Raw genomic sequence first — 17,373 nt, 5'->3', positions numbered from 1 at the left:
GTCGGGGGCCGCATCGAAAGATGCGGCCCCTTTTCATTTGGGGCTTGCCTTGCAGGAATATTTAGTGGACGCTATAGTCCAGTTACATGTGACCCTGGGGAGGAGAGACATGGCACTTGATCCGATTTACGCAAAAGCGCTTGAAGGCAGCATGTGGAGCGTGCCTCAGGATTATGAGACGCTTTTCAACTGGAACTATTCCGACGATCGCAAGGATCTCCTGAACCTTTATGACAAGGGCAAGTCGATGCAATGGGACACCGAGTCCCGGATCGACTGGTCGCAGGACCTCACACCCGGCAACCCACAAGACCTGCCGGAAGAGCTGTTCCCACTGTATGGTGCTGACTTCTACATGAAGATGTCGAAGGAAGAGCAAGGCGTTTGCCGCTCGCACTGGCAGGCATGGTCGACAAGCCAGTTCCTGCACGGCGAACAGGGCGCGCTCATTTGCGCCGCCAAGATCGTGCAGAATGTGCCGGACACCGAATCGAAATTCTATGCCGCCACCCAGGTGATGGATGAAGCCCGCCATGTGGAAACCTACAAGAAGCTGGTCGAGAAGATGGGCATCGCCTATCCCATCACCGGCCCCCTGAAGACGCTTCTGGACCAGGTGATCCGCGACAGCCGCTGGGACATGACCTACCTTGGCATGCAGGTGGTGATCGAAGGGCTTGCACTGGCCGCCTTTGCCGGCATTCGCGACCACGCGAAAAACAATCTTGCCTCCGCCGTCAACGCCTATGTGATGCAGGACGAAGCCCGCCATGTCGCCTTCGGCCGGCTGGCGCTTCGGGCCTATTATCCTGAACTCACCCAACATGAGCGCGACGAGCGCGAGGAATTCCTCGTGGAAGCCTGTTACCTGATGCGTGACCGCTTCCAGGGCAATGAAGTGTGGGAAACCATTGGGCTCAATGTGAAGGACTGCGTGAACTATGTGCAGGCATCGCAAGGCATGCAGATGTTCCGCACCCAGCTTTTCAGCCGTATCGTGCCCGTGGTGAAAGATATTGGCCTTTGGGGTGGCCGCATCCAGAAAGCCTATGGCGACATGGGCATCCTTGGCTTTGCCAATGTCAATCTGGACGCCATGTCCGAGAATGACATGAAAGTGGCGGCAGAACATGATGCCCGCCGCCAGCATGTCGAGGATGTGATCGAGATGGGCCGCTCCAGCGCCGCAGAATAGCCTTCAACTGAGCAAGCAGCGACTGACCGCCTGGTCCCACCCGGCGGTCATTTTTTTGCGCGTGCCCGCATCCATATCAGGCTCGAACCGGCGATCGAGCGTCCAGTTGCGGGTTGCGGTTTCAAGATCAGGCCAGACACCTGCACCAATCCCGGCACAGATTGCGGCCCCAAGCGCCGTCGTTTCCAGAATTTCCGGCCGGTCGACGGTCGCATCGCAGATATCGGCCAGAAACTGGGCGAACCAACCGTTTGCTGCCATGCCGCCATCTATACGGATCTGCCTGGCGCTCCCTGCTCCGTCCGCCTTCAGCGCGGTCAGCAGGTCGTTTGTCTGGTAGGCGATGCTCTCGAGCCCCGCTCGCACCAGCTGGTCTGCATTAGTGCCGCGTGTCAGCCCCGAAATCAGTCCCCGTGCCTCCGGCGCCCAATGTGGTGCGCCCAGACCGGTGAAGGCGGGCACCAGATAGACGCCATCGGTCGTCCCGGCCCGCACCGCCGCCGCTTCGCTGTCGGCAGAGTTTTCAATCAGCCCGATGCCGTCGCGGAACCACTGGATCACCGTACCGGCGTTGAAGATGCTACCTTCGACCGCGTAGGCAATCTTGCCTTTCATGCGGCTGGCGACGGTAGACAGAAGCCGGTTCCGGCTCAGCACCATCTGGTCGCCCGTATGCTGCAGCAGGAAACAGCCGGTGCCATAGGTGCTTTTCACCTGCCCCGGCGCGATACAGGCTTGCCCGACCGCGGCGCTTTGCTGGTCGCCGATCATGCCGGTGATCGGCAAACCCGCACCGGGCAGCCCATCAGCAACGCTGCCGAAGGTGTCTGCGTTATCGGCAATCTCCGGCAACAGCTGCATCGGCACACCGAACAGCCGACAAAGGTCCTCCGACCATCGCCCCTCGCGAATATCCATCAGCATGGTGCGCGAGGCATTGGTTGCGTCGCTCATATGCGCCTTGCCGCCGGTGAGGCGCCCGGCGAGATAACATTCGATGGTACCGGCAGCGAGCTTACCAGCCGCTGCCTTCTCCCGCGCGCCCGGCACATGATCCAGAAGCCATGCGATCTTGGTGGCACTGAAATAGGGATCAAGCAGCAGGCCGGTCTGCTCCTGCACCATTGCGGCAACGGATTTGTCTTCGGCGAGCTTCGCGCAGGCTGCCGCCGTACGACGGTCCTGCCAGACAATGGCCTTGTGAAGGGGCTCGCCGCTATCCCGATCCCAAAGGACGGTAGTTTCGCGCTGGTTGGTGATGCCGATGGCAAGGGGCGCGTAGCCGGCGGCTTTCGCCTTGTCGATCACTTGCCCCAATACCTTGAGCGTCGCCTGCCAGATCTCGCCAGCGTCATGCTCAACCCAGCCGTTGTGCGGGAAATGCTGCTCAAGCGGGATTTGCGCGACCGCGAGCTCATTGAGGTCAGTGTCGAAGGCAAGGGCACGAGTGCTGGTCGTGCCCTGGTCGATGGCAATAAGGCAGCTCTTCTCGGTCATCGTCCCTCCCCCGGAAACCGACCGGTCAGGCGTCAGTCCTGCCGGTGTTCGCTATCCCACACGGTAAACTCGTGGGCGATGCTCCATTCAATCAGATGACGGTAGATATCTTCAAGATACTGCTGGTTGCCGCCTTCTTCGGCACCGCACGCCTTTACCTTGGCTACCACATCCTCGATCCGCCATTCGTCGCGCACCGTGTCACGGCTGCCCTTGATATGCCCCGCCTGCTCGATATAACCGAGACGCTCGAGAAGCAACGGAACGATCAGCCGGTCAACGCGGTCGATCTCGGTACGGACTTCGGCCATAGTGCTGCAGGTCTTCAACGGGACATCCTTTTTCAACCACTCAAAGGTGCCGCCTGATTACCCGGCACGGGAACGCGGGGCAAGGATCAATCACGGCTGCGGCGCCAATTCCGCCGCAGGCGGCAGATAGCCGAAAAAGACGGCGGCAGCCGCATCTGCAGGGCTGAGTGTCGGCAGCAGGTCAATCAGTTCCATCTGCTCGGGGCTCACCACGCCTTCGATCTTCGGCTGTTCCCCCTGCCGCGCGCGGATCAGGCGGCTCATGGTCTGCGCCATAGGCAGGATCGCGGGTTGCTGGCTCATCGCCATCAGCATGGCCCGCGCCGTTTCCATATTGCCGGACTGCGAGAATGACCAGGCAAGTGCCGCCATGGCCTCGCCGTTCAATGCGCGGTCCTCCTGTGCAATGGCGAACATCTGGCGCGCGGACTCGCCGTCGCCCTTGATTTCAAGAAGCTTGCCAGCGATCAGCGCCGATTGCGGCCGCGGCGGCGTCTGGCGCAGCCATGGCTCTATCGCCTTTGCGGCAGCTTCGAAGTCCCCGGTTCGCCCGGCCATGTCCGCCAGCGTTTCGGCCACCACCGGCTGATCGGGGAACCGCACATTCAGGGACGCCAGGTAGCTGCGGGCAGCCGCCACATCGCCTGTGCGGAAAAGGACCCGCCCGATGGCAAGCCCCGCGCGCCAGTTCGAGGGGTCCGCATTCAGCGCCTTGCTGTAAAGATCCAGCGCCCCGCCAAGATTACCGGAGCGTTCCATCCCCTCGCCCACTTCAAACATCGCTTGCGGGTCGCCATTCAGTGCCTTTGAAAGCCCGCCATCGGCCTGCTTGTTTGCGGACTGGCCACTGCTGGCGCACGCAGCAAGCAGAAGGCTCGTAGCCAGAAAAAGCGGCTTCAAAGTGATTCGAATGGATAAAATTGTATCTTTTTTCACGGTCATTTCCGGCCTGCTGCCATGCCCCGAATGGGACAGAATCGTCAAAATCGGCCTGAATCCGGGCCCAAACAGGGTTGCCTGTCCGTTAACATTGGCAATCTAGGCCCAAAAGACCTATATTTTCAATGCTGAGTGAGCCGTCCAGAAGGGCGGTAGTTTGGAGACGAAAAATGGACATCCAATCGACGGCAGCGACGAGCAACCAGAATGTTGCCTCCGCAGGTCGCGCAGGATCGCTTGAATCCGCCGCTGAAGAGCGCAAAAGTGTTGAGGATTCCGCGGTCGAGCGTAAAGAACCCGAGCCCTCGGCCAAAGCGCCGGGCGTGGGCGAACGAGTTGACGTTCAGGCCTGAGGCCTGAGCGACCCCCAATCAGTACAGGAAAGCCTGCAGACGATTCTGCGGGCTCTTTTGCTGTTCAGTAACGACCTGTCAGGTTAGCCCACATCAGGCGCAAGAGGACGCCGGGGCCAACGAGGCCCCCTTCCGGCAATTGAAACATATCGCCGCCTGCCTGCCTGAAGCGGCGAACGTGACGCGCAGCCAATGTGGCGAGCAGCAACGGCGCGCGTTGCGCCTTGGCCAGTCCCCGGCCCAGCCGCTGCGCTTCGGCAATATTCGCGTCCGCTGCGTCCAGCATCCGCCCGATCACCGGCATCAGTGAAGGCGCCATGTCGGCATTGATGGTGTTGACGCTGCGGCTGAGCGTGCCTTCCACCTCCGCCCCCGGCAACAGGCGCGTCGAGGCCGCCCTGGCCGTCTGGATTTCAAAAATCATGGCGCGCAACAGGCCGACCATCGCCCAGGCATCTCCGGCCGCGCGGGCGGCACGGGCAGCGCTGTCATCCGCAGCCGCACCAAGGATGATGGCCGCCGCCTCGTTCAATTTTCCGCCCACGGCCGCCGTGTAGGCCTGAAGGGCTGAAAAATCGGCAAGCCCAATCTCGTCAAGATCGCTGCGGCGGGCTTCGATCAGACTGAACAGCAACGGCGCAATCACCGGCAATTGCCTGATGGTGCCAAGCCCTGTCACCACAGGATGCTCCCTGCCCTCGCCTGCCAGCAGCCCCTCGATGGCCTCCTGCCACCATTGCAGGCGGATTTCACCGATCATCGGATCCGACACACTTTCCCGAGTCTTGGCTATTTCGTGGTTGCAGGCCAGAAGCGCAAAAAGCTGCGGCTGCAGGCTGGCCGGCGCAAAAAGCGCCATCACATAGCGGTCATGATCGTGCGATTCCACAAGCGCACGGCAGCTTTCCAGCGCCCCTGCGATATCACCCACTGTTTTTTCTTGAAGTATCATACGCTTGAAGCTGAGCCCCTCAGACTTCCTTCTTGAGAAGCCCCTACGTTGGGTTTACCATAGGTCCTCTAATCGTATGTCTAGGGGGACTATTCAATGGGGAAAATTCTTCAATCGCTGCAGAACACGGTGATTGCAGGCGTGGTGCTCGCGATCATTGTCTTTGCTGCTGCCACCAGCGGCTTTTCCAGCATCGCCGTCGATCACGGCTATTTAGCACGCTATCTCCATGTTATCTCGGGGGTCATGTGGATCGGCCTGCTCTGGTACTTCAATTTCGTCCAGATCCCGACCATGCCATCGATCCCGGACGAGTTGAAACCGGCGGTCGGCAAGCATATCGCGCCGGCCGCACTCTTCTGGTTCCGGTGGGGTGCAATGGCGACCCTGATAACCGGCCTGTGGCTGATCGGCCCTAACCTTGTCGACGCGCTGACCGTAACCGAAGGCTTCCGCCTGATCGGCATCGGCATGTGGCTGGCTATCATCATGTGGTTCAACGTCTGGTTCGTTATCTGGCCGAACCAGAAAATCGCCCTTGGCATCGTTGAAGCCGACCCGGCGCTGAAACCGAAGGCGGCCCGCACCGCAATGCTCTTCAGCCGCACCAACACGATGCTGTCGATCCCGATGTTGCTGTGCATGACCGGCCAGCAGAACGGCCTCGGTTTCTGAGAGACTGACTGCTTCAATGAACGAAAGGGCCGGATTTCCGGCCCTTTTTCTTTTGTCTCAGGGATAAGGCGGCAGTTCGTGCGGGCGCCCCAGCGCGTCCATCCTGTGCTGTTCAGCCAGCCGATGATAGTGGGCCGCCATCTTGCGATTCCGCTCAATCTCCTCCGGCGTCACGGCGCGCATGAATTTGGCGGGTGAGCCAGCCCACAATTCACCGGAACCGACCGTCTTGCCGGGCGTGAGCATCGCGCCCGCCGCCAGCATGCCATCAGTGCAGACACGGGCATTATCCATCACGATCGCGCTCATCCCCACAAAGGCATGATCTTCGAGCGTGCAGGCATGCAACATCACCTTGTGCCCGACGAGCACATCCCGCCCGATGATGGTCGGATGCGTGCGAGTGCTGACATGGATGACCGTGCCGTCCTGAATATTGGTGCGCTCACCGATCCGGATGTGATTGACGTCCCCCCTCAGCACGCAATTGTGCCAGATGCTGACGTTTGCGGCGATTTCCACGTCGCCGATCACCTGCGCCCCGTGAAAGACAAAGGCGCTGTCGTCCACGACAGGCCAGCGCCCCATATAGGGGGTGAGCCGCCCGCCGCAGTCGGTTTCGCGGTAAAGCGCCGTCACGGGAACATCGGTGCCTGCATCAGGCCGGTGGTTTCATCCAGCCCGAACATCAGGTTCATATTCTGGATCGCCTGCCCCGACGAGCCCTTCACCAGATTGTCGATGGCCGAAACAAGAATGGCACGGCCCGGCATGCGGTCCTCGAACACGCCGAGCGAACAACGGTTGGAGCCCCGCACAGCGCGGGTCGAGGGCATGCCGCCCTTCTCCATCACCTGCACGAAGGGTGCGAGGTCATAAACATCCATCCAGTGGGCCCGCAGATCGTCAGCACTGACACCGTCCTTGAGACGGACATAGATGGTTTCAAGCTCACCGCGGTTCATCGGCACCAGATGCGGCGTGAAGCTGATGGTCACCGGCTTGCCGGCGGCCACCGCCAGTTCCTGCTCGATTTCCGGCATGTGCCGGTGGTGACCGACGCCGTAGGGATGCATAGCCTCGGCTACTTCCACGAAAAGGTTCGATTCTTTCAGGCTGCGCCCGGCACCCGAAACACCGGACTTGGCATCGATGATGATATCTTCGGCCTCGATTAGCCCGGCACGCAACAACGGCACAAGCGCGAGGAGAGCAGCCGTCGGGTAGCAGCCGGGGCAAGCGACAAGCGCGCCCTTTACCACCGCTTCGCGGTACAGTTCCGGCAAGCCGTAAACAGCTTTGGTCTGCAAGTCGGTCGCCTGATGGGCGCGGCCGTACCATTCGCCGTAGGTTTCAGTGTTGCGCAGGCGGAAATCGGCCGACAGGTCGATCACTTTCACCTCGCCCTGAATACGATCGGCAAGCGATGACGGGCTTTCTGCGACCATTTCTTCCAAGATGCTGTGCTTCACCGAATGCAGCAGGCCCTTGATCACTTCCTGGCTCGTGGCGTGCGGCAGTGCGCAGAAAACCACGTCCAGCTCAACGGCAGGCCATTCCACATCATCGAGCGAGATCAGGTCCGGCAGGCCATAACCGCCAAGGTGCGGGAAAACGGATTCGATCGACTGGCCAGCCTTTCGCTCGGCTGTCAGCAGCACAATCTCCGTATTCGGATGGCAAACGAGCAGCCTGATGAGATCGGCACCAGTGTAACCGCTGGCACCAAGGACACCGACGCGCAGCTTCTTATCCATTTTCATGCTCCGTCATTTGGATATGGGAGAACCGGCCAAAAATGGCCGGCCTTTCCCGGGGATTGCTTCTACTCTGGAACCGGCGCCGGCTGTGCCGACCCTGTTACTGCCCGTCAGGAAAGATCCGGCGGCAGATTTGCGATGGCTTCTTCAAGTTCGATGAAGCTGCACATCAGGTGGCCCGGCACGGCTCGTCGGCCAAGTTCCACGGAGATCTGCGGGGCATTCCCCTGCAGGTGACCGACCAGAATGACCTTCACGAGATTCATGAAGTGGCCGTCCTCAAAAAGGATCTGGTTATAGCGGCCCGCGACCGGCGCGATCATCAGGTACGACAGGAAGATGCCAAGGAACGTGCCGACAAGCGCACCCCCCACCATCGCACCAAGGATTTCAACAGGCTCTGAAATGGAGGCCATGGTCTTGATGATACCAAGCACGGCGGCCACGATACCGATAGCCGGCAGGCCATCCGCCATCGTTTGCAGGGCATGCTGGGCTTCATGCTCTTCCTTGTGGTGCTTCTCAAGGTCCGCATTCATCGCGTCTTCCATCTGGTTCGGATCCTCGAAGTTCATCGTCATCATGCGTACATAGTCGCAGATGAAATCAACCACATGATGGTCGTGCGCGATCTTCGGGAAATTCTGGAAGATTTTTGATTCGTGCGGGTTTTCGATATGGGCTTCAACGGCCACCACACCCTTGGAGCGGATCGTCTTCACAAGGATGAACATCAGGCACAGGAGGTCTTTGTAGTCCTCCGCCTTCCATGTCGGTCCCTTGATAACCTTGCCGAAAGCCGCGGCGCTCTGCTTCATCACGCGGGTCGAGTTGGCGATGATGAAGGCGCCGAGGGAACCGCCGAAAATGGTGATCAGCTCGTGCGGGGCTGCGTGAAGGATGATGTCGAACTTGCCGCCGGCCATCATGAAGCCGCCGAACACCATCACAAATACAACTATCAGCCCGATGAACAGAAACATTGATCAGCGCCTGCCCTGAAAATCCGAAATCTGACGGTATCTTACCGTGGTTAGAGGCAGGCGCAAGCCTGTTAACGATTCATGCGGCCGGCTTTAGCCTCAGCCTTCGTATTTCACCGAACAGCCATAGGGCTTGGTCGAGGCGGGATCGGCGGCCTTGCCAGCCTTCATGGCATCCCATGCAGCTTCAACATAATTGTGGGCACCATCGAGCGTCTTGGGATTTGCCGAGGGCTTGTCATCGATCGCACCCATATATTGCAGCACACCGGCTTCATCGATCAGGAACATGTGGGGCGTCGTGCGGGCTTCATAAGCGCGTCCAATCGTGCCTGCCTCATCCAGCAGCACATGCGCAGGCGATGCGCCACGGTCAGCAGTCAGCTTGTCGGCGGTTGCGGCGTCCACATTGCCCTGAGTGCCGGGGGCTGAGGAAATCACAGTGAGCCAGATGGCGCCTTTTTCTGCGAATTCGGCCTGCAGGCGCTGCATATTCTCGCCTTCATAATGCTTTTTCACATAGGGGCATTCGTGATTGGTCCATTCAAGGATCACCGGCTTGCCCTTCAGGTCGGCGAGGCTGACAGTGGCCCCAGCCGTATCGGTGCCGGTGAAGGCGGGGGCTGGCTTGCCCACTTCGGGGGCGGCAAGCGCAGGGAGCGTGAAGGCGGCAATCGACAACAAAACCGGAGCAAAACGGATCATGACAGTGTCTCCTTCCTTGATCAGCTGGTTTGGCGGCCGGCGAGTACATCCTGCAAGCCGCCGGGGGTGAGAATTTCAGGCAGCACGATCGGGTTGCGCGCACCTGCGGGGTAGAAAAGATAAAGCGGCACACCGGCCCGGCCGTGGGCGGCCAGAACGGCAGCAATCTCGGCGTTGCGGTTGGTCCAGTCGCCCTTCACCACCTTGATTCCGCGCTCGGCGATCAGTGCCTGCGTGTCGTCGCGGTCAAGCGCCACGCGCTCATTCACCTTGCAGGTGATGCACCAGTCGGCGGTGAAATAAACGAAAACAGGGCCACCATCAGCGAGCAGTCCTTCAAGCGCTGCGGCGCTGTAGGCAACGGTATTGTCGCCCGCTGCCACCTTCTGTTCGACCCGCGCACCGGATGTCCAGATGACAAGGGCGAGGCTGACGGCACCGATGGAAAGTGCAAGTCCGCGCACAAACCCCTTCGTGCCCGTGCGCCATATCCACAGGGCCAAGGCCAGCACGAGCATGGCAAGTAAAAGCCCGAAGGTCGCCGGGATGCCGGTCTGCTGGCTGAACACATAAACAAGCCAAAGGGCAGTCGCGAACATCGGGAAGGCCAGTGCTTCCTTGAAGACATTCATCCAGGGGCCGGGTTTCGGCAGGCGCTTCATGGCGGCAGGGCTGAAGCACAGCACAAGGAACGGCAGTGCCATGCCAAGCCCCAGCATCAGGAAGGTGATCAGACCGATGACGGCAGGTTGCGTCAGTGCGAAACCGACAGCAGGCCCCATCAAGGGCGCCGTGCAGGGTGTGGCAACAAGCGTTGCGAGCACACCGGTGAAATAAGCGCCCTTGGCCCCGCCCGATGCCGCCAGCTCCTGCCCCGCCCCCTCAAAGCCGGTGCTGATATTGATAAACCCGGCAAGCGACAAGCCAAGCACAAGCATCAGCATCGCCATCAGGGCAACAAAGATTGGCTCCTGCAGCTGGAAGCCCCAGCCGATGGCCGCGCCCCCTGCCCGTAGGGCGAGAAGGACGCCGGCGATCGCAAGGAATGTAGTGAGAATACCGGCTGTATAGGCCAGCCCTTCCATCCGGTGATGGGCATCGGCCTTGCCCGCACATTTGGCGAGTGAAAAGGCCTTCAGCGACAGGATCGGGAAAACGCAGGGCATAAGGTTCAGCACCAACCCGCCGACAAGCGCGAAAAGGGCCGCCTGCCACAGCGGCATGGCGTCAGCCAGCACAGCGGGTGCCGAAGCGTTCGGCATGACCGGCGCAGCAGACAGGTCTGCATCCAGCATCATGGCAAGCGATGTGCCATCGGCGAGGGAAAGCGTCAGAATACCTTTGCCTGTTTCCGGGCGCGGCGCGCCGGCACTGCGCTGCAGGGAAAGTATCAGCCCTTCGGCACCCGTCTTGAAAGTCTGGGGCGCCGCATAGTCGACGACACCTTCGCTGGCGGGATAGAAATAGGCTTCCGTTACCTCCGTTGCTTCTTCTTCGCTCATCATCACGGTGAGGGTCGTGGCCGTGTCACCCTCAAGGGTAACGCGACTGTCCCACCATGCGGGCTCCGGGAGTTTGCTTTCGGCGACACGGATCGCCACGGCCTCGTCGCTCGGCACAGTCGTGGCGCCAACCGGCAGCGTGATATCGAACCGGCCCATCTGGGGGACGCATTCGATCTCGCAGACCAGCCATTCGGCATCAAGGCCGATCTTCACCTCGCTGCTGGTGAAATCCTTCGGCACCGCGAGCGTCATCAGGATCGTGGCGTCGCCGTCATAGCCATAGTTCATCAGGGGGCCGACCGGCAGCTTGCCGGGTACAGGATAATCGGGCGCGGAGATGGTGACGCCTTTAGGGAGTTCCCAATCCAGAATAGTCGCCTGGCCGCTGTCGCCCGGATTGAGCCAATAGCTATGCCAGTGATCGCGCGGCGAAACCGTGAAGCCAAGCCGTACCGTACTGCCCGGGGCCACACCGTCCGCGGCGGTCAGGAGTGCTGCACTGCTGTGGCTTTCACTGAGCGATACCTCGGCGCCGGGGGCGGCATGCGTGCTGCCTGCAACCATGGCCAAAGCCACCAGCGTTTTCCTGAAACCGGCAAACATCCGCGCAACAACTCCCCTTGGCGATCGACGTTCGGTTATCTCTCTTACCGTGCCACAGGCCCCACGGTCACCTCACATATGTGTCAGTCCCCGGTGAGAGGCAACAGCAGCACCGCGCGGAAATCATTGATATTCGTCCCGCTCGCCGCTTCCGGGATATGGGTCCCGAGGGTAGCGAGGAAATCAAGGCTCGCGTAGGCTTGCATGCTGGCACTGACATCAAGCCCCATGGCCCGGGCATCCGCCAGGCTTTCCGGTGTGAACCAGCCCCCGGCCCCGCCGCCGATGCCATCACACCCGTCGGTGTCGAAGGCGAGCCCATAGATGCCGGCAGTTCCATCCAGCGCTGCCATCAGGCTCAGCACATAATCCTGATTGGGGCCACCTGCGCCGGCATTTTCCGGCAAGGTCGAGGTCAGCTCCCCGCCTGAAATAACGAGCGTCGGTTTCGCGATACCTGCCTGCACCGCGCGAAGCTTCACCGCATGATCCTTCGCCACGATGCGCACATCGCCGACGATCGCGTCGCCCCAGTCGATCACATCCCAACCCTGCTCCGCAGCATAAGCGATGGCGGCATCAATCCCGGTTCGGCCACTCCCGATAAGCTCGTAGCGCGCCGACCTGTCATTTTCGCCAAGCCATGTGGGGCCGGATGCAATGGTGGCAGGGTCATCACCCACGACATCGGACAAGGCCAGCGTGACAATCTCCCGCGCCCTCTGCGCCGCGCGGGCGAGGCCTCCACCCTTGAGCCGCGACATCTGTCGCCGCTTGGCGTTGATCTCGTCAATCGGCGCACCGGACGCCAGAAGCGCCTTCACCGCTGCCTGTTTATCGGCAAGCGTCACACCTTCCATAGGAGCAACCGCTAAGGCCGAACCACCGCCGGACAGAAGGACAAGGAATAGGTCATCCGGTCCGGCACTTGCCGCGACCTCAAGCGCGGCTTCACCTGCCGCCAGCGAACGCTCGTCCGGTACGGGATGCGAACCCGGCATGAAGCGCAGGCGTGCGGGCGTCCATCCCTCGTCGGACTTGGCGACGACGACACCTGAAACATAAGGGTGCGCGGCGTAAGCTTCTTCTGCCGCTCGCGCCATTCGAACCGCCGCCTTGCCGAGCGCCACGATGCGGATGCCCGCGTAGGCGTCACCATCTGGCAGGTTTGCCGCTGTCAGACGTGCCGGTTCCGCCGCCGAAGTCACCGCATCATAAATCGCCTGCACATGCGCGGGCCAATCAACCATCTGATCAGTCATCTTCGATTTTCACATAGACATCCTTGTCGGTGTCGATCGCGTCGATGCTTAGGCTATTCAGCGGAAGTTTCAGGCTGGCAAGGCGCTGCAGCAAAAGTTCTGTCAGTGCGAGTTTCTGCTCTGTCGTGCGGCCCTTATAAAGATGCACCGTCACATGCATGAAATTCCCGTCCTTGCCACCAACAAGGGCATGATCAACCGGCACTGCGCGTGTCTTGATCGAAGGTGCGGTGAAAAGCCCGCTTTCCATGGCGCTATCGTGCAGCAGGCGCACCAATGCCTTGATATCGGCTGATCGCTCGATTTCCCGCGAATATTCGGCAATGATATGCGGCACAACACTTTCCTTCCCTGTGGCATTTTAACGCGTGCCTTCTTATAAGCGGCGCTGAATGGCTAATCAAACGGTTGCGGATCAAATGGTTGCAGAGGCGATAGGTGGCAGGCGCGTTGCCGTGATAGGGGCTGGTCCTGCCGGGCTGATGGCCGCCGAAATGCTCGCCGGCGCCGGGCATCTCGTCACCGTTTATGACGCCAAGCCGTCCGCCGGCCGCAAGTTCCTGATGGCAGGCAAAAGCGGCCTCAATATCACCCACAGCGAACCCTATGAATACTTCGTCGCGCGCTATGCGGAAGCGGCCGACTGGCTGAAGCCAGCGCTTGATGCCTTCACACCTGCTGATCTGACCGACTGGTGCAACGGGCTTGGCGTTGAAACCTTCGTCGGCTCATCGGGTCGGGTCTTCCCTGTGGTCATGAAAGGCGCACCGCTCTTGCGCGCCTGGCTCGCGCGACTCCGCGAGCTTGGCGTCGATTTCCAGTTCAAGCACGTTTTCAGCGGATGGGCGGACGATGGGCGACTGACCTTCGCAACGCCGCATGGCGAGCGACAGGTGCGGGCGGCCACCACCATCCTCGCCATGGGCGGCGCCAGTTGGCCGCGGCTCGGCTCGGACGGCGCATGGGCGAGGCTTATGCCCGATATCGTTGCGCCGTTCCGCCCTGCCAATTGCGGTTTCACGGTCGATTGGGCCCCTGATTTCATCACACGGTTCGCCGGCGCGCCGGTCAAGCCCGTGGGCCTCAGCGTCGGCAGCACCAGCGTACGCAGTGAATTCGTGGTAAGCGAACGGGGGATCGAAGGCACCGCCGTTTATACCATTTCTGCCCCTTTGCGCGATGCAATCGGGCGTGACCCTGCGACCCCGTTGATGCTGGACCTCGCCCCGGACCGCAGCGTGGGCTCTCTCAAGGACGCCCTCGCCCACCGATCGCTCAAAAAGTCGCTCACCTCGTTCCTTCAAGGCTCGCTTGGCCTGTCGCCCGTCAAGCTTGGCCTGTTGAAGGCGCTGACCCCGAAGGAAGCCATGCAGGATTCGGCAAGGCTCGCACACCTCATCAAGGCCCTGCCCTTGCGTGTCACAGGCACGCGCCCGATTGCCGAGGCAATCAGCGTGGCGGGAGGCATCCGGCAGGATGCGCTTGATGAAAATTATATGCTGAAAAGCAGGCCCGGCGTGTTTGCAGCAGGCGAAATGCTTGACTGGGAAGCGCCGACCGGCGGCTACCTGCTGACGGCCTCGATGGCCACCGGCAGGGCCGCAGGGTCTGGCGCTATCCGGTGGCTCAGTCAGCCACCGTCACGGTGATCTGCTGCGAATAGACCGGCGGATCGTGCGGGATATGATTCTGGTCGGCCAGCAGTAGCTGCAGGGTGTGCTTGCCCGCCGGCAGGGTCACCGTCACCTCGGTCTGCCCGCCGCCGAAATGGACATGGTTTTCATCCATCGGGATATTCTCGTCAAACGGCGGCAGCGGCGCATCGATGATCAGGTGATGGTGTCCGGTGCCTTCCTTCTCGACGCCAGCCGGTGCCACACCCATCCCCGAAAGGCCAAAGCGTACCACAAAAGTGCTGGCCACCTTGTCGCCGTCAGCGGGCGTTATGAAATAGACTTTCGCGTCAGGCTTTGAAGGCGTTCTGTCACTTGCAGCCACGGAACCGAAAGCCAGGCCCGCTACGATGGAACCAAGCACGATTTTACCAAGAACATTCATCTTATTCGTCTTTCTTCAGATTTGCAGTCAGGCCTCAGGCGGCCAGGGTCGGATCTTCCCCATATTCGTTGGGGCCAGGGGTGCCGGGCAGCGCCAGCAGGATGATGACGGCGATCCAGCCGACAACAGGGACAAGGGCCAGAAGCAGCCACCAGCCGCTTTTGCCCGTATCCTGCAGCCGCCGTACACCGACGGTGATCGACGGCACAAGGGTCGCAAGGCTGAAAAGCCAGTGCAACGCGCTTGATACCAGCGACAGCACAATGCCGGCGACAAAGCAGAAAAGATAGAACCACCAGGCTTCCGAGCGGCGCGCGCGCCCCTCGATCACCAGAAACTTGTTGAAGCATGTTTGCAGCGATGTCTTGAAATCCATCCTCGTTCCCCCGAGAAAATGTTGCAGCTTCAAGCCTCTCACGAAATGTGGATGGCTTCAAGAAAAGGCGGAGGAAAGGGATACCCCTCCCCTCCGCACGCGGTTTCATTCGGCAGCGGGTGCCTTGCCCTTCAGATACTGGTCAAGGAAGGTGACGTAGCGCTCGGACGCCGCTACCCGGTTTTCCTTGCGCAGGAAGCCATGCCCTTCATCCGGGAAGAGGAGATAATCGACCGGTACCCCGTTGGCGCGCACTGCAGCGACAAGCTCATCGCTTTCCACCTGCAGCACGCGGGGGTCATTGGCCCCCTGCACCACCAGAAGCGGCTTGGTGATATTGGCAGCATGGAACAGCGGCGAGATGCGGCGGTGGCGTTCCTCATCGGTCGCCGGATCACCCATTTCGTCATAGAGCGCTTCCTTGAAGCTTTCCCACCAGGGCGGGATGGATTTCAGCGTGCGCACCCAGTTGGTCACGCCGAAGATATTGATACCGGCGTCGAAGGCATCAGGTTCAAACGCCAGCGCCGCTGCCACCATGAAGCCGCCGTAGGAGCCGCCGACGATGGCAACCTTGTCGCCGTCCACCCAATCAAGGCTCTCGAGATATTTGCGACCCCAGACGATATCCTGAAGGTCGCCTTCCCCGTGGCGTTTGTCATCCATATGGAAGAAGGTCTTGCCATAACCCGAAGAACCCCGGTTGTTGGCGCCAAGCACCGCGTAACCGTGGTTAACCAGATGCTGGATCATGCCGCTGTAGCCAACCCGCGTCTGCCCGCCGGGCCCGCCATGAACGAACACGATTGCCGGCACCTTGTTCTCGGCACTCGCCTGCTTCGGCTTGTATAGGATCGACGGGATTTCAGTACCGTCAAAGCTTTCGTAGCGAACCACCGTCGGCTCCACCAGATGCGCAGGGTCCACTGCCGGGTTCATGGCGTGGGTCAGCACTTTCGCTTCGCCGGTCGCGAGATCGGCAACATACAAGTCGCGTGGCGACTTGGCGCTATCCACCAAAAAGGTGATGCGGCTATCGTCCTTCGAGAAACGCACGCTCGCAAGATCGCCAGCCGGCAGGCCGCTCAGGGCGACTTTTTCGCCGGTCGCGATATTTTCCACCGTCACCCGCGTCACCCCATCCTCGTTGATGCCGCTATAGCGGTAAGCGCCGGTGGCCGAGAAATCGACGAAGGAGACATCCCAGTCAGCGGTGATATAGGGCGCCTTTTCTCCGGTGGTGAGATCGTAAGACCATGCCTCGTTCCATTCGCCGTGTTCGTCGGTCGCGTAAATGAGTTTGGCACTATCCGGCGTGAAGGCATAAACGCCATAGCTGATATTGCCTTCATGCTCACTGATCAGTTTCAGCTCCGGCTTTTCAGCCGTCAGGTCGGCAACCAGAATGTCCGAATCCGCACTGGTGCGCGGCCGGGTGAAGGCGAGCCAGCGGCCATCGCGGCTCATGGCGGAGATATCGAGCGCGTCGTTATTCTGGAACACGAGCGTACGGGCATAGTCGCTGGCAGCATAGCGATACAGATCGAAGGCCTTGGGATCGCGTTCGTTAGTCAGTACATAGAAGGCGCTGCCATCCGCCGACCAGCCGCCGAAGGAGGCCTTGGTGTTTTCTGTAGGGGTCAGGTCCCTGACGCTGCCATCTTCCTCGCGTACCCAGATATGATCAAGCTCATCACCGCTGTTGTCAGCGTGGAAAAGGATGCGGCCATCTGCCGGGAAATAGCTGTCGGCAAAGTGCGAATTGCCTTCGGGTGTCGTCAGCCGTTCCTGCGTGCCCGAGGCAATATCGACGGCATAAACCGAGAAGGCGCCGCTTTCATCGCTGGTCATCAGCACCCTGGTACCGTCGGGGGAAAAAGCAAAACCGGCGGGTGCCGCCGCGACCACAGCCGTGCTCTTGAACAGCTCTTCCGCGGTATAAGTGCGGAACGGTGCCATCGCCTCGGCGGGCGTTTCTGGCTTGGTATCGGGCGCCTTCGGTGCGCCCGGCTTGTCGCAGCCGGCCAGCATCCCGGCGAGTGCTGCGGTGATCACGAGATAGCGCATGAGTCCGATCCCCATCATCATGGTTAATGAGGTGGCAACTCTCGCACAAAGAAAATGGGGCAGCAAGCACGGCACACAAAAGAAAAGGCCGCCCGGAAGGCGGCCTTTCCCAATGCTTTGTACCAGTGTCGC

The 17,373-nt window shown here is 60.6% G+C and carries 18 protein-coding genes; 4 read left to right on the top strand and 14 right to left on the bottom strand.

The features are described from left to right. The first annotated feature begins 109 nt into the window (after window positions 1–109). Complete coding sequence (locus OU694_RS05090) at window positions 110–1,195, top strand: diiron oxygenase (protein ID WP_308909901.1); 1,086 nt, start codon at window positions 110–112, stop codon at window positions 1,193–1,195. Between the two features lie 3 nt (window positions 1,196–1,198). Here the strand turns inward: OU694_RS05090 and glpK are convergent, their stop codons facing one another. The 3 genes from glpK to OU694_RS05075 all read right to left on the bottom strand — a co-directional run bounded on the left by glpK (window position 1,199) and on the right by OU694_RS05075 (window position 3,939). Beyond that, window positions 1,199–2,692 (bottom strand): glycerol kinase GlpK, encoded by a 1,494-nt coding sequence (gene glpK, locus OU694_RS05085; protein ID WP_308909900.1) that lies wholly within the window; start codon window positions 2,690–2,692, stop codon window positions 1,199–1,201. A 32-nt stretch (window positions 2,693–2,724) separates the two neighbouring features. Beyond that, window positions 2,725–3,021, bottom strand: a complete 297-nt coding sequence (locus OU694_RS05080) for a chorismate mutase (RefSeq protein ID WP_308909899.1) — start codon at window positions 3,019–3,021, stop codon at window positions 2,725–2,727. A 72-nt stretch (window positions 3,022–3,093) separates the two neighbouring features. Beyond that, window positions 3,094–3,939, bottom strand: a complete 846-nt coding sequence (locus tag OU694_RS05075) for a tetratricopeptide repeat protein (protein ID WP_308909898.1) — start codon at window positions 3,937–3,939, stop codon at window positions 3,094–3,096. Between the two features lie 173 nt (window positions 3,940–4,112). Between OU694_RS05075 and OU694_RS05070 the strand changes: the two genes are divergently transcribed. Next, window positions 4,113–4,295: a hypothetical protein gene (locus OU694_RS05070; RefSeq protein ID WP_308909897.1), complete on the top strand. Its 183-nt coding sequence runs from the start codon at window positions 4,113–4,115 to the stop codon at window positions 4,293–4,295. A 64-nt stretch (window positions 4,296–4,359) separates the two neighbouring features. Here OU694_RS05070 and OU694_RS05065 read toward each other — a convergent pair whose 3' ends face one another. Further along, complete coding sequence (locus OU694_RS05065) at window positions 4,360–5,226, bottom strand: squalene/phytoene synthase family protein (RefSeq protein ID WP_308909896.1); 867 nt, start codon at window positions 5,224–5,226, stop codon at window positions 4,360–4,362. A 117-nt stretch (window positions 5,227–5,343) separates the two neighbouring features. Between OU694_RS05065 and OU694_RS05060 the strand changes: the two genes are divergently transcribed. Next, entirely contained in the window at window positions 5,344–5,922 is a 579-nt protein-coding gene (locus tag OU694_RS05060) for a urate hydroxylase PuuD (protein ID WP_308909895.1), read from the top strand. A gap of 57 nt (window positions 5,923–5,979) precedes the next feature. On the opposite strand, the gene OU694_RS05055 is transcribed toward OU694_RS05060, so the two are convergent. From OU694_RS05055 to OU694_RS05025, 7 genes are all read right to left on the bottom strand, one after another. Beyond that, a complete protein-coding gene (locus OU694_RS05055; RefSeq protein ID WP_373460252.1) occupies window positions 5,980–6,510 on the bottom strand; it encodes a gamma carbonic anhydrase family protein in 531 nt (176 codons plus the stop codon). Window positions 6,511–6,557: 47 nt separating this feature from the next. Then, window positions 6,558–7,679 carry an N-acetyl-gamma-glutamyl-phosphate reductase gene (gene argC, locus OU694_RS05050; protein WP_308909893.1) on the bottom strand — a complete coding sequence of 374 codons (1,122 nt, stop codon included), beginning with the start codon at window positions 7,677–7,679 and terminating at the stop codon, window positions 6,558–6,560. A 113-nt stretch (window positions 7,680–7,792) separates the two neighbouring features. Further along, window positions 7,793–8,665 (bottom strand): flagellar motor stator protein MotA, encoded by an 873-nt coding sequence (gene motA / locus OU694_RS05045; RefSeq protein WP_308909892.1) that lies wholly within the window; start codon window positions 8,663–8,665, stop codon window positions 7,793–7,795. Window positions 8,666–8,764: 99 nt separating this feature from the next. Then, the gene (locus OU694_RS05040) at window positions 8,765–9,370 is read right to left on the bottom strand and encodes a thioredoxin family protein (RefSeq protein ID WP_308909891.1); all 606 of its coding nucleotides are present in this window, start codon (window positions 9,368–9,370) and stop codon (window positions 8,765–8,767) included. A gap of 20 nt (window positions 9,371–9,390) precedes the next feature. Beyond that, complete coding sequence (locus tag OU694_RS05035) at window positions 9,391–11,451, bottom strand: protein-disulfide reductase DsbD family protein (RefSeq protein ID WP_308909890.1); 2,061 nt, start codon at window positions 11,449–11,451, stop codon at window positions 9,391–9,393. A gap of 110 nt (window positions 11,452–11,561) precedes the next feature. Next, window positions 11,562–12,740, bottom strand: a complete 1,179-nt coding sequence (locus tag OU694_RS05030) for a glycerate kinase type-2 family protein (RefSeq protein WP_308909889.1) — start codon at window positions 12,738–12,740, stop codon at window positions 11,562–11,564. Further along, window positions 12,733–13,077, bottom strand: coding sequence for a 5-carboxymethyl-2-hydroxymuconate Delta-isomerase (locus tag OU694_RS05025; RefSeq protein WP_308909888.1), 345 nt, complete (start codon window positions 13,075–13,077; stop codon window positions 12,733–12,735). The genes OU694_RS05030 and OU694_RS05025 overlap by 8 nt, the downstream gene beginning before the upstream one ends. Window positions 13,078–13,132: 55 nt before the next feature. Between OU694_RS05025 and OU694_RS05020 the strand changes: the two genes are divergently transcribed. Then, entirely contained in the window at window positions 13,133–14,389 is a 1,257-nt protein-coding gene (locus OU694_RS05020) for a TIGR03862 family flavoprotein (RefSeq protein WP_308909887.1), read from the top strand. On the opposite strand, the gene OU694_RS05015 is transcribed toward OU694_RS05020, so the two are convergent. The 3 genes from OU694_RS05015 to OU694_RS05005 all read right to left on the bottom strand — a co-directional run bounded on the left by OU694_RS05015 (window position 14,367) and on the right by OU694_RS05005 (window position 17,241). After that, window positions 14,367–14,798, bottom strand: coding sequence for a DUF4399 domain-containing protein (locus OU694_RS05015; protein ID WP_308909886.1), 432 nt, complete (start codon window positions 14,796–14,798; stop codon window positions 14,367–14,369). The genes OU694_RS05020 and OU694_RS05015 overlap by 23 nt on opposite strands. A gap of 34 nt (window positions 14,799–14,832) precedes the next feature. Next, complete coding sequence (locus tag OU694_RS05010; RefSeq protein ID WP_308909885.1) at window positions 14,833–15,174, bottom strand: DUF805 domain-containing protein; 342 nt, start codon at window positions 15,172–15,174, stop codon at window positions 14,833–14,835. 105 nt (window positions 15,175–15,279) lie between these two features. After that, window positions 15,280–17,241: a S9 family peptidase gene (locus tag OU694_RS05005; RefSeq protein WP_308909884.1), complete on the bottom strand. Its 1,962-nt coding sequence runs from the start codon at window positions 17,239–17,241 to the stop codon at window positions 15,280–15,282. Between the last annotated feature and the right edge of the window lie 132 nt (window positions 17,242–17,373).

This window comes from Pseudokordiimonas caeni (genome assembly GCF_026719705.1).
Lineage (GTDB): Bacteria > Pseudomonadota > Alphaproteobacteria > Sphingomonadales > Kordiimonadaceae > Gimibacter > Gimibacter caeni.
Note: the sequence above shows the minus strand (reverse complement) of the source record. Positions and strands in the feature narration are given on the sequence as shown.

Excerpts from the sequence above, each read along its gene's own strand:
- OU694_RS05030 (WP_308909889.1), bottom strand. The coding sequence starts at position 12,740 with ATGACTGATCAGATGGTTGATTGGCCCGCGCATGTGCAGGCGATTTAT.
- OU694_RS05070 (WP_308909897.1), top strand. The coding sequence starts at position 4,113 with ATGGACATCCAATCGACGGCAGCGACGAGCAACCAGAATGTTGCCTCC.
- OU694_RS05015 (WP_308909886.1), bottom strand. The coding sequence starts at position 14,798 with ATGAATGTTCTTGGTAAAATCGTGCTTGGTTCCATCGTAGCGGGCCTG.
- glpK (WP_308909900.1), bottom strand. The coding sequence starts at position 2,692 with ATGACCGAGAAGAGCTGCCTTATTGCCATCGACCAGGGCACGACCAGC.
- OU694_RS05040 (WP_308909891.1), bottom strand. The coding sequence starts at position 9,370 with ATGATCCGTTTTGCTCCGGTTTTGTTGTCGATTGCCGCCTTCACGCTC.
- OU694_RS05005 (WP_308909884.1), bottom strand. The coding sequence starts at position 17,241 with ATGCGCTATCTCGTGATCACCGCAGCACTCGCCGGGATGCTGGCCGGC.
- motA (WP_308909892.1), bottom strand. The coding sequence starts at position 8,665 with ATGTTTCTGTTCATCGGGCTGATAGTTGTATTTGTGATGGTGTTCGGC.
- argC (WP_308909893.1), bottom strand. The coding sequence starts at position 7,679 with ATGGATAAGAAGCTGCGCGTCGGTGTCCTTGGTGCCAGCGGTTACACT.
- OU694_RS05010 (WP_308909885.1), bottom strand. The coding sequence starts at position 15,174 with ATGGATTTCAAGACATCGCTGCAAACATGCTTCAACAAGTTTCTGGTG.
- OU694_RS05020 (WP_308909887.1), top strand. The coding sequence starts at position 13,133 with ATGGCTAATCAAACGGTTGCGGATCAAATGGTTGCAGAGGCGATAGGT.
- OU694_RS05055 (WP_373460252.1), bottom strand. The coding sequence starts at position 6,510 with ATGGGGCGCTGGCCTGTCGTGGACGACAGCGCCTTTGTCTTTCACGGG.
- OU694_RS05060 (WP_308909895.1), top strand. The coding sequence starts at position 5,344 with ATGGGGAAAATTCTTCAATCGCTGCAGAACACGGTGATTGCAGGCGTG.
- OU694_RS05090 (WP_308909901.1), top strand. The coding sequence starts at position 110 with ATGGCACTTGATCCGATTTACGCAAAAGCGCTTGAAGGCAGCATGTGG.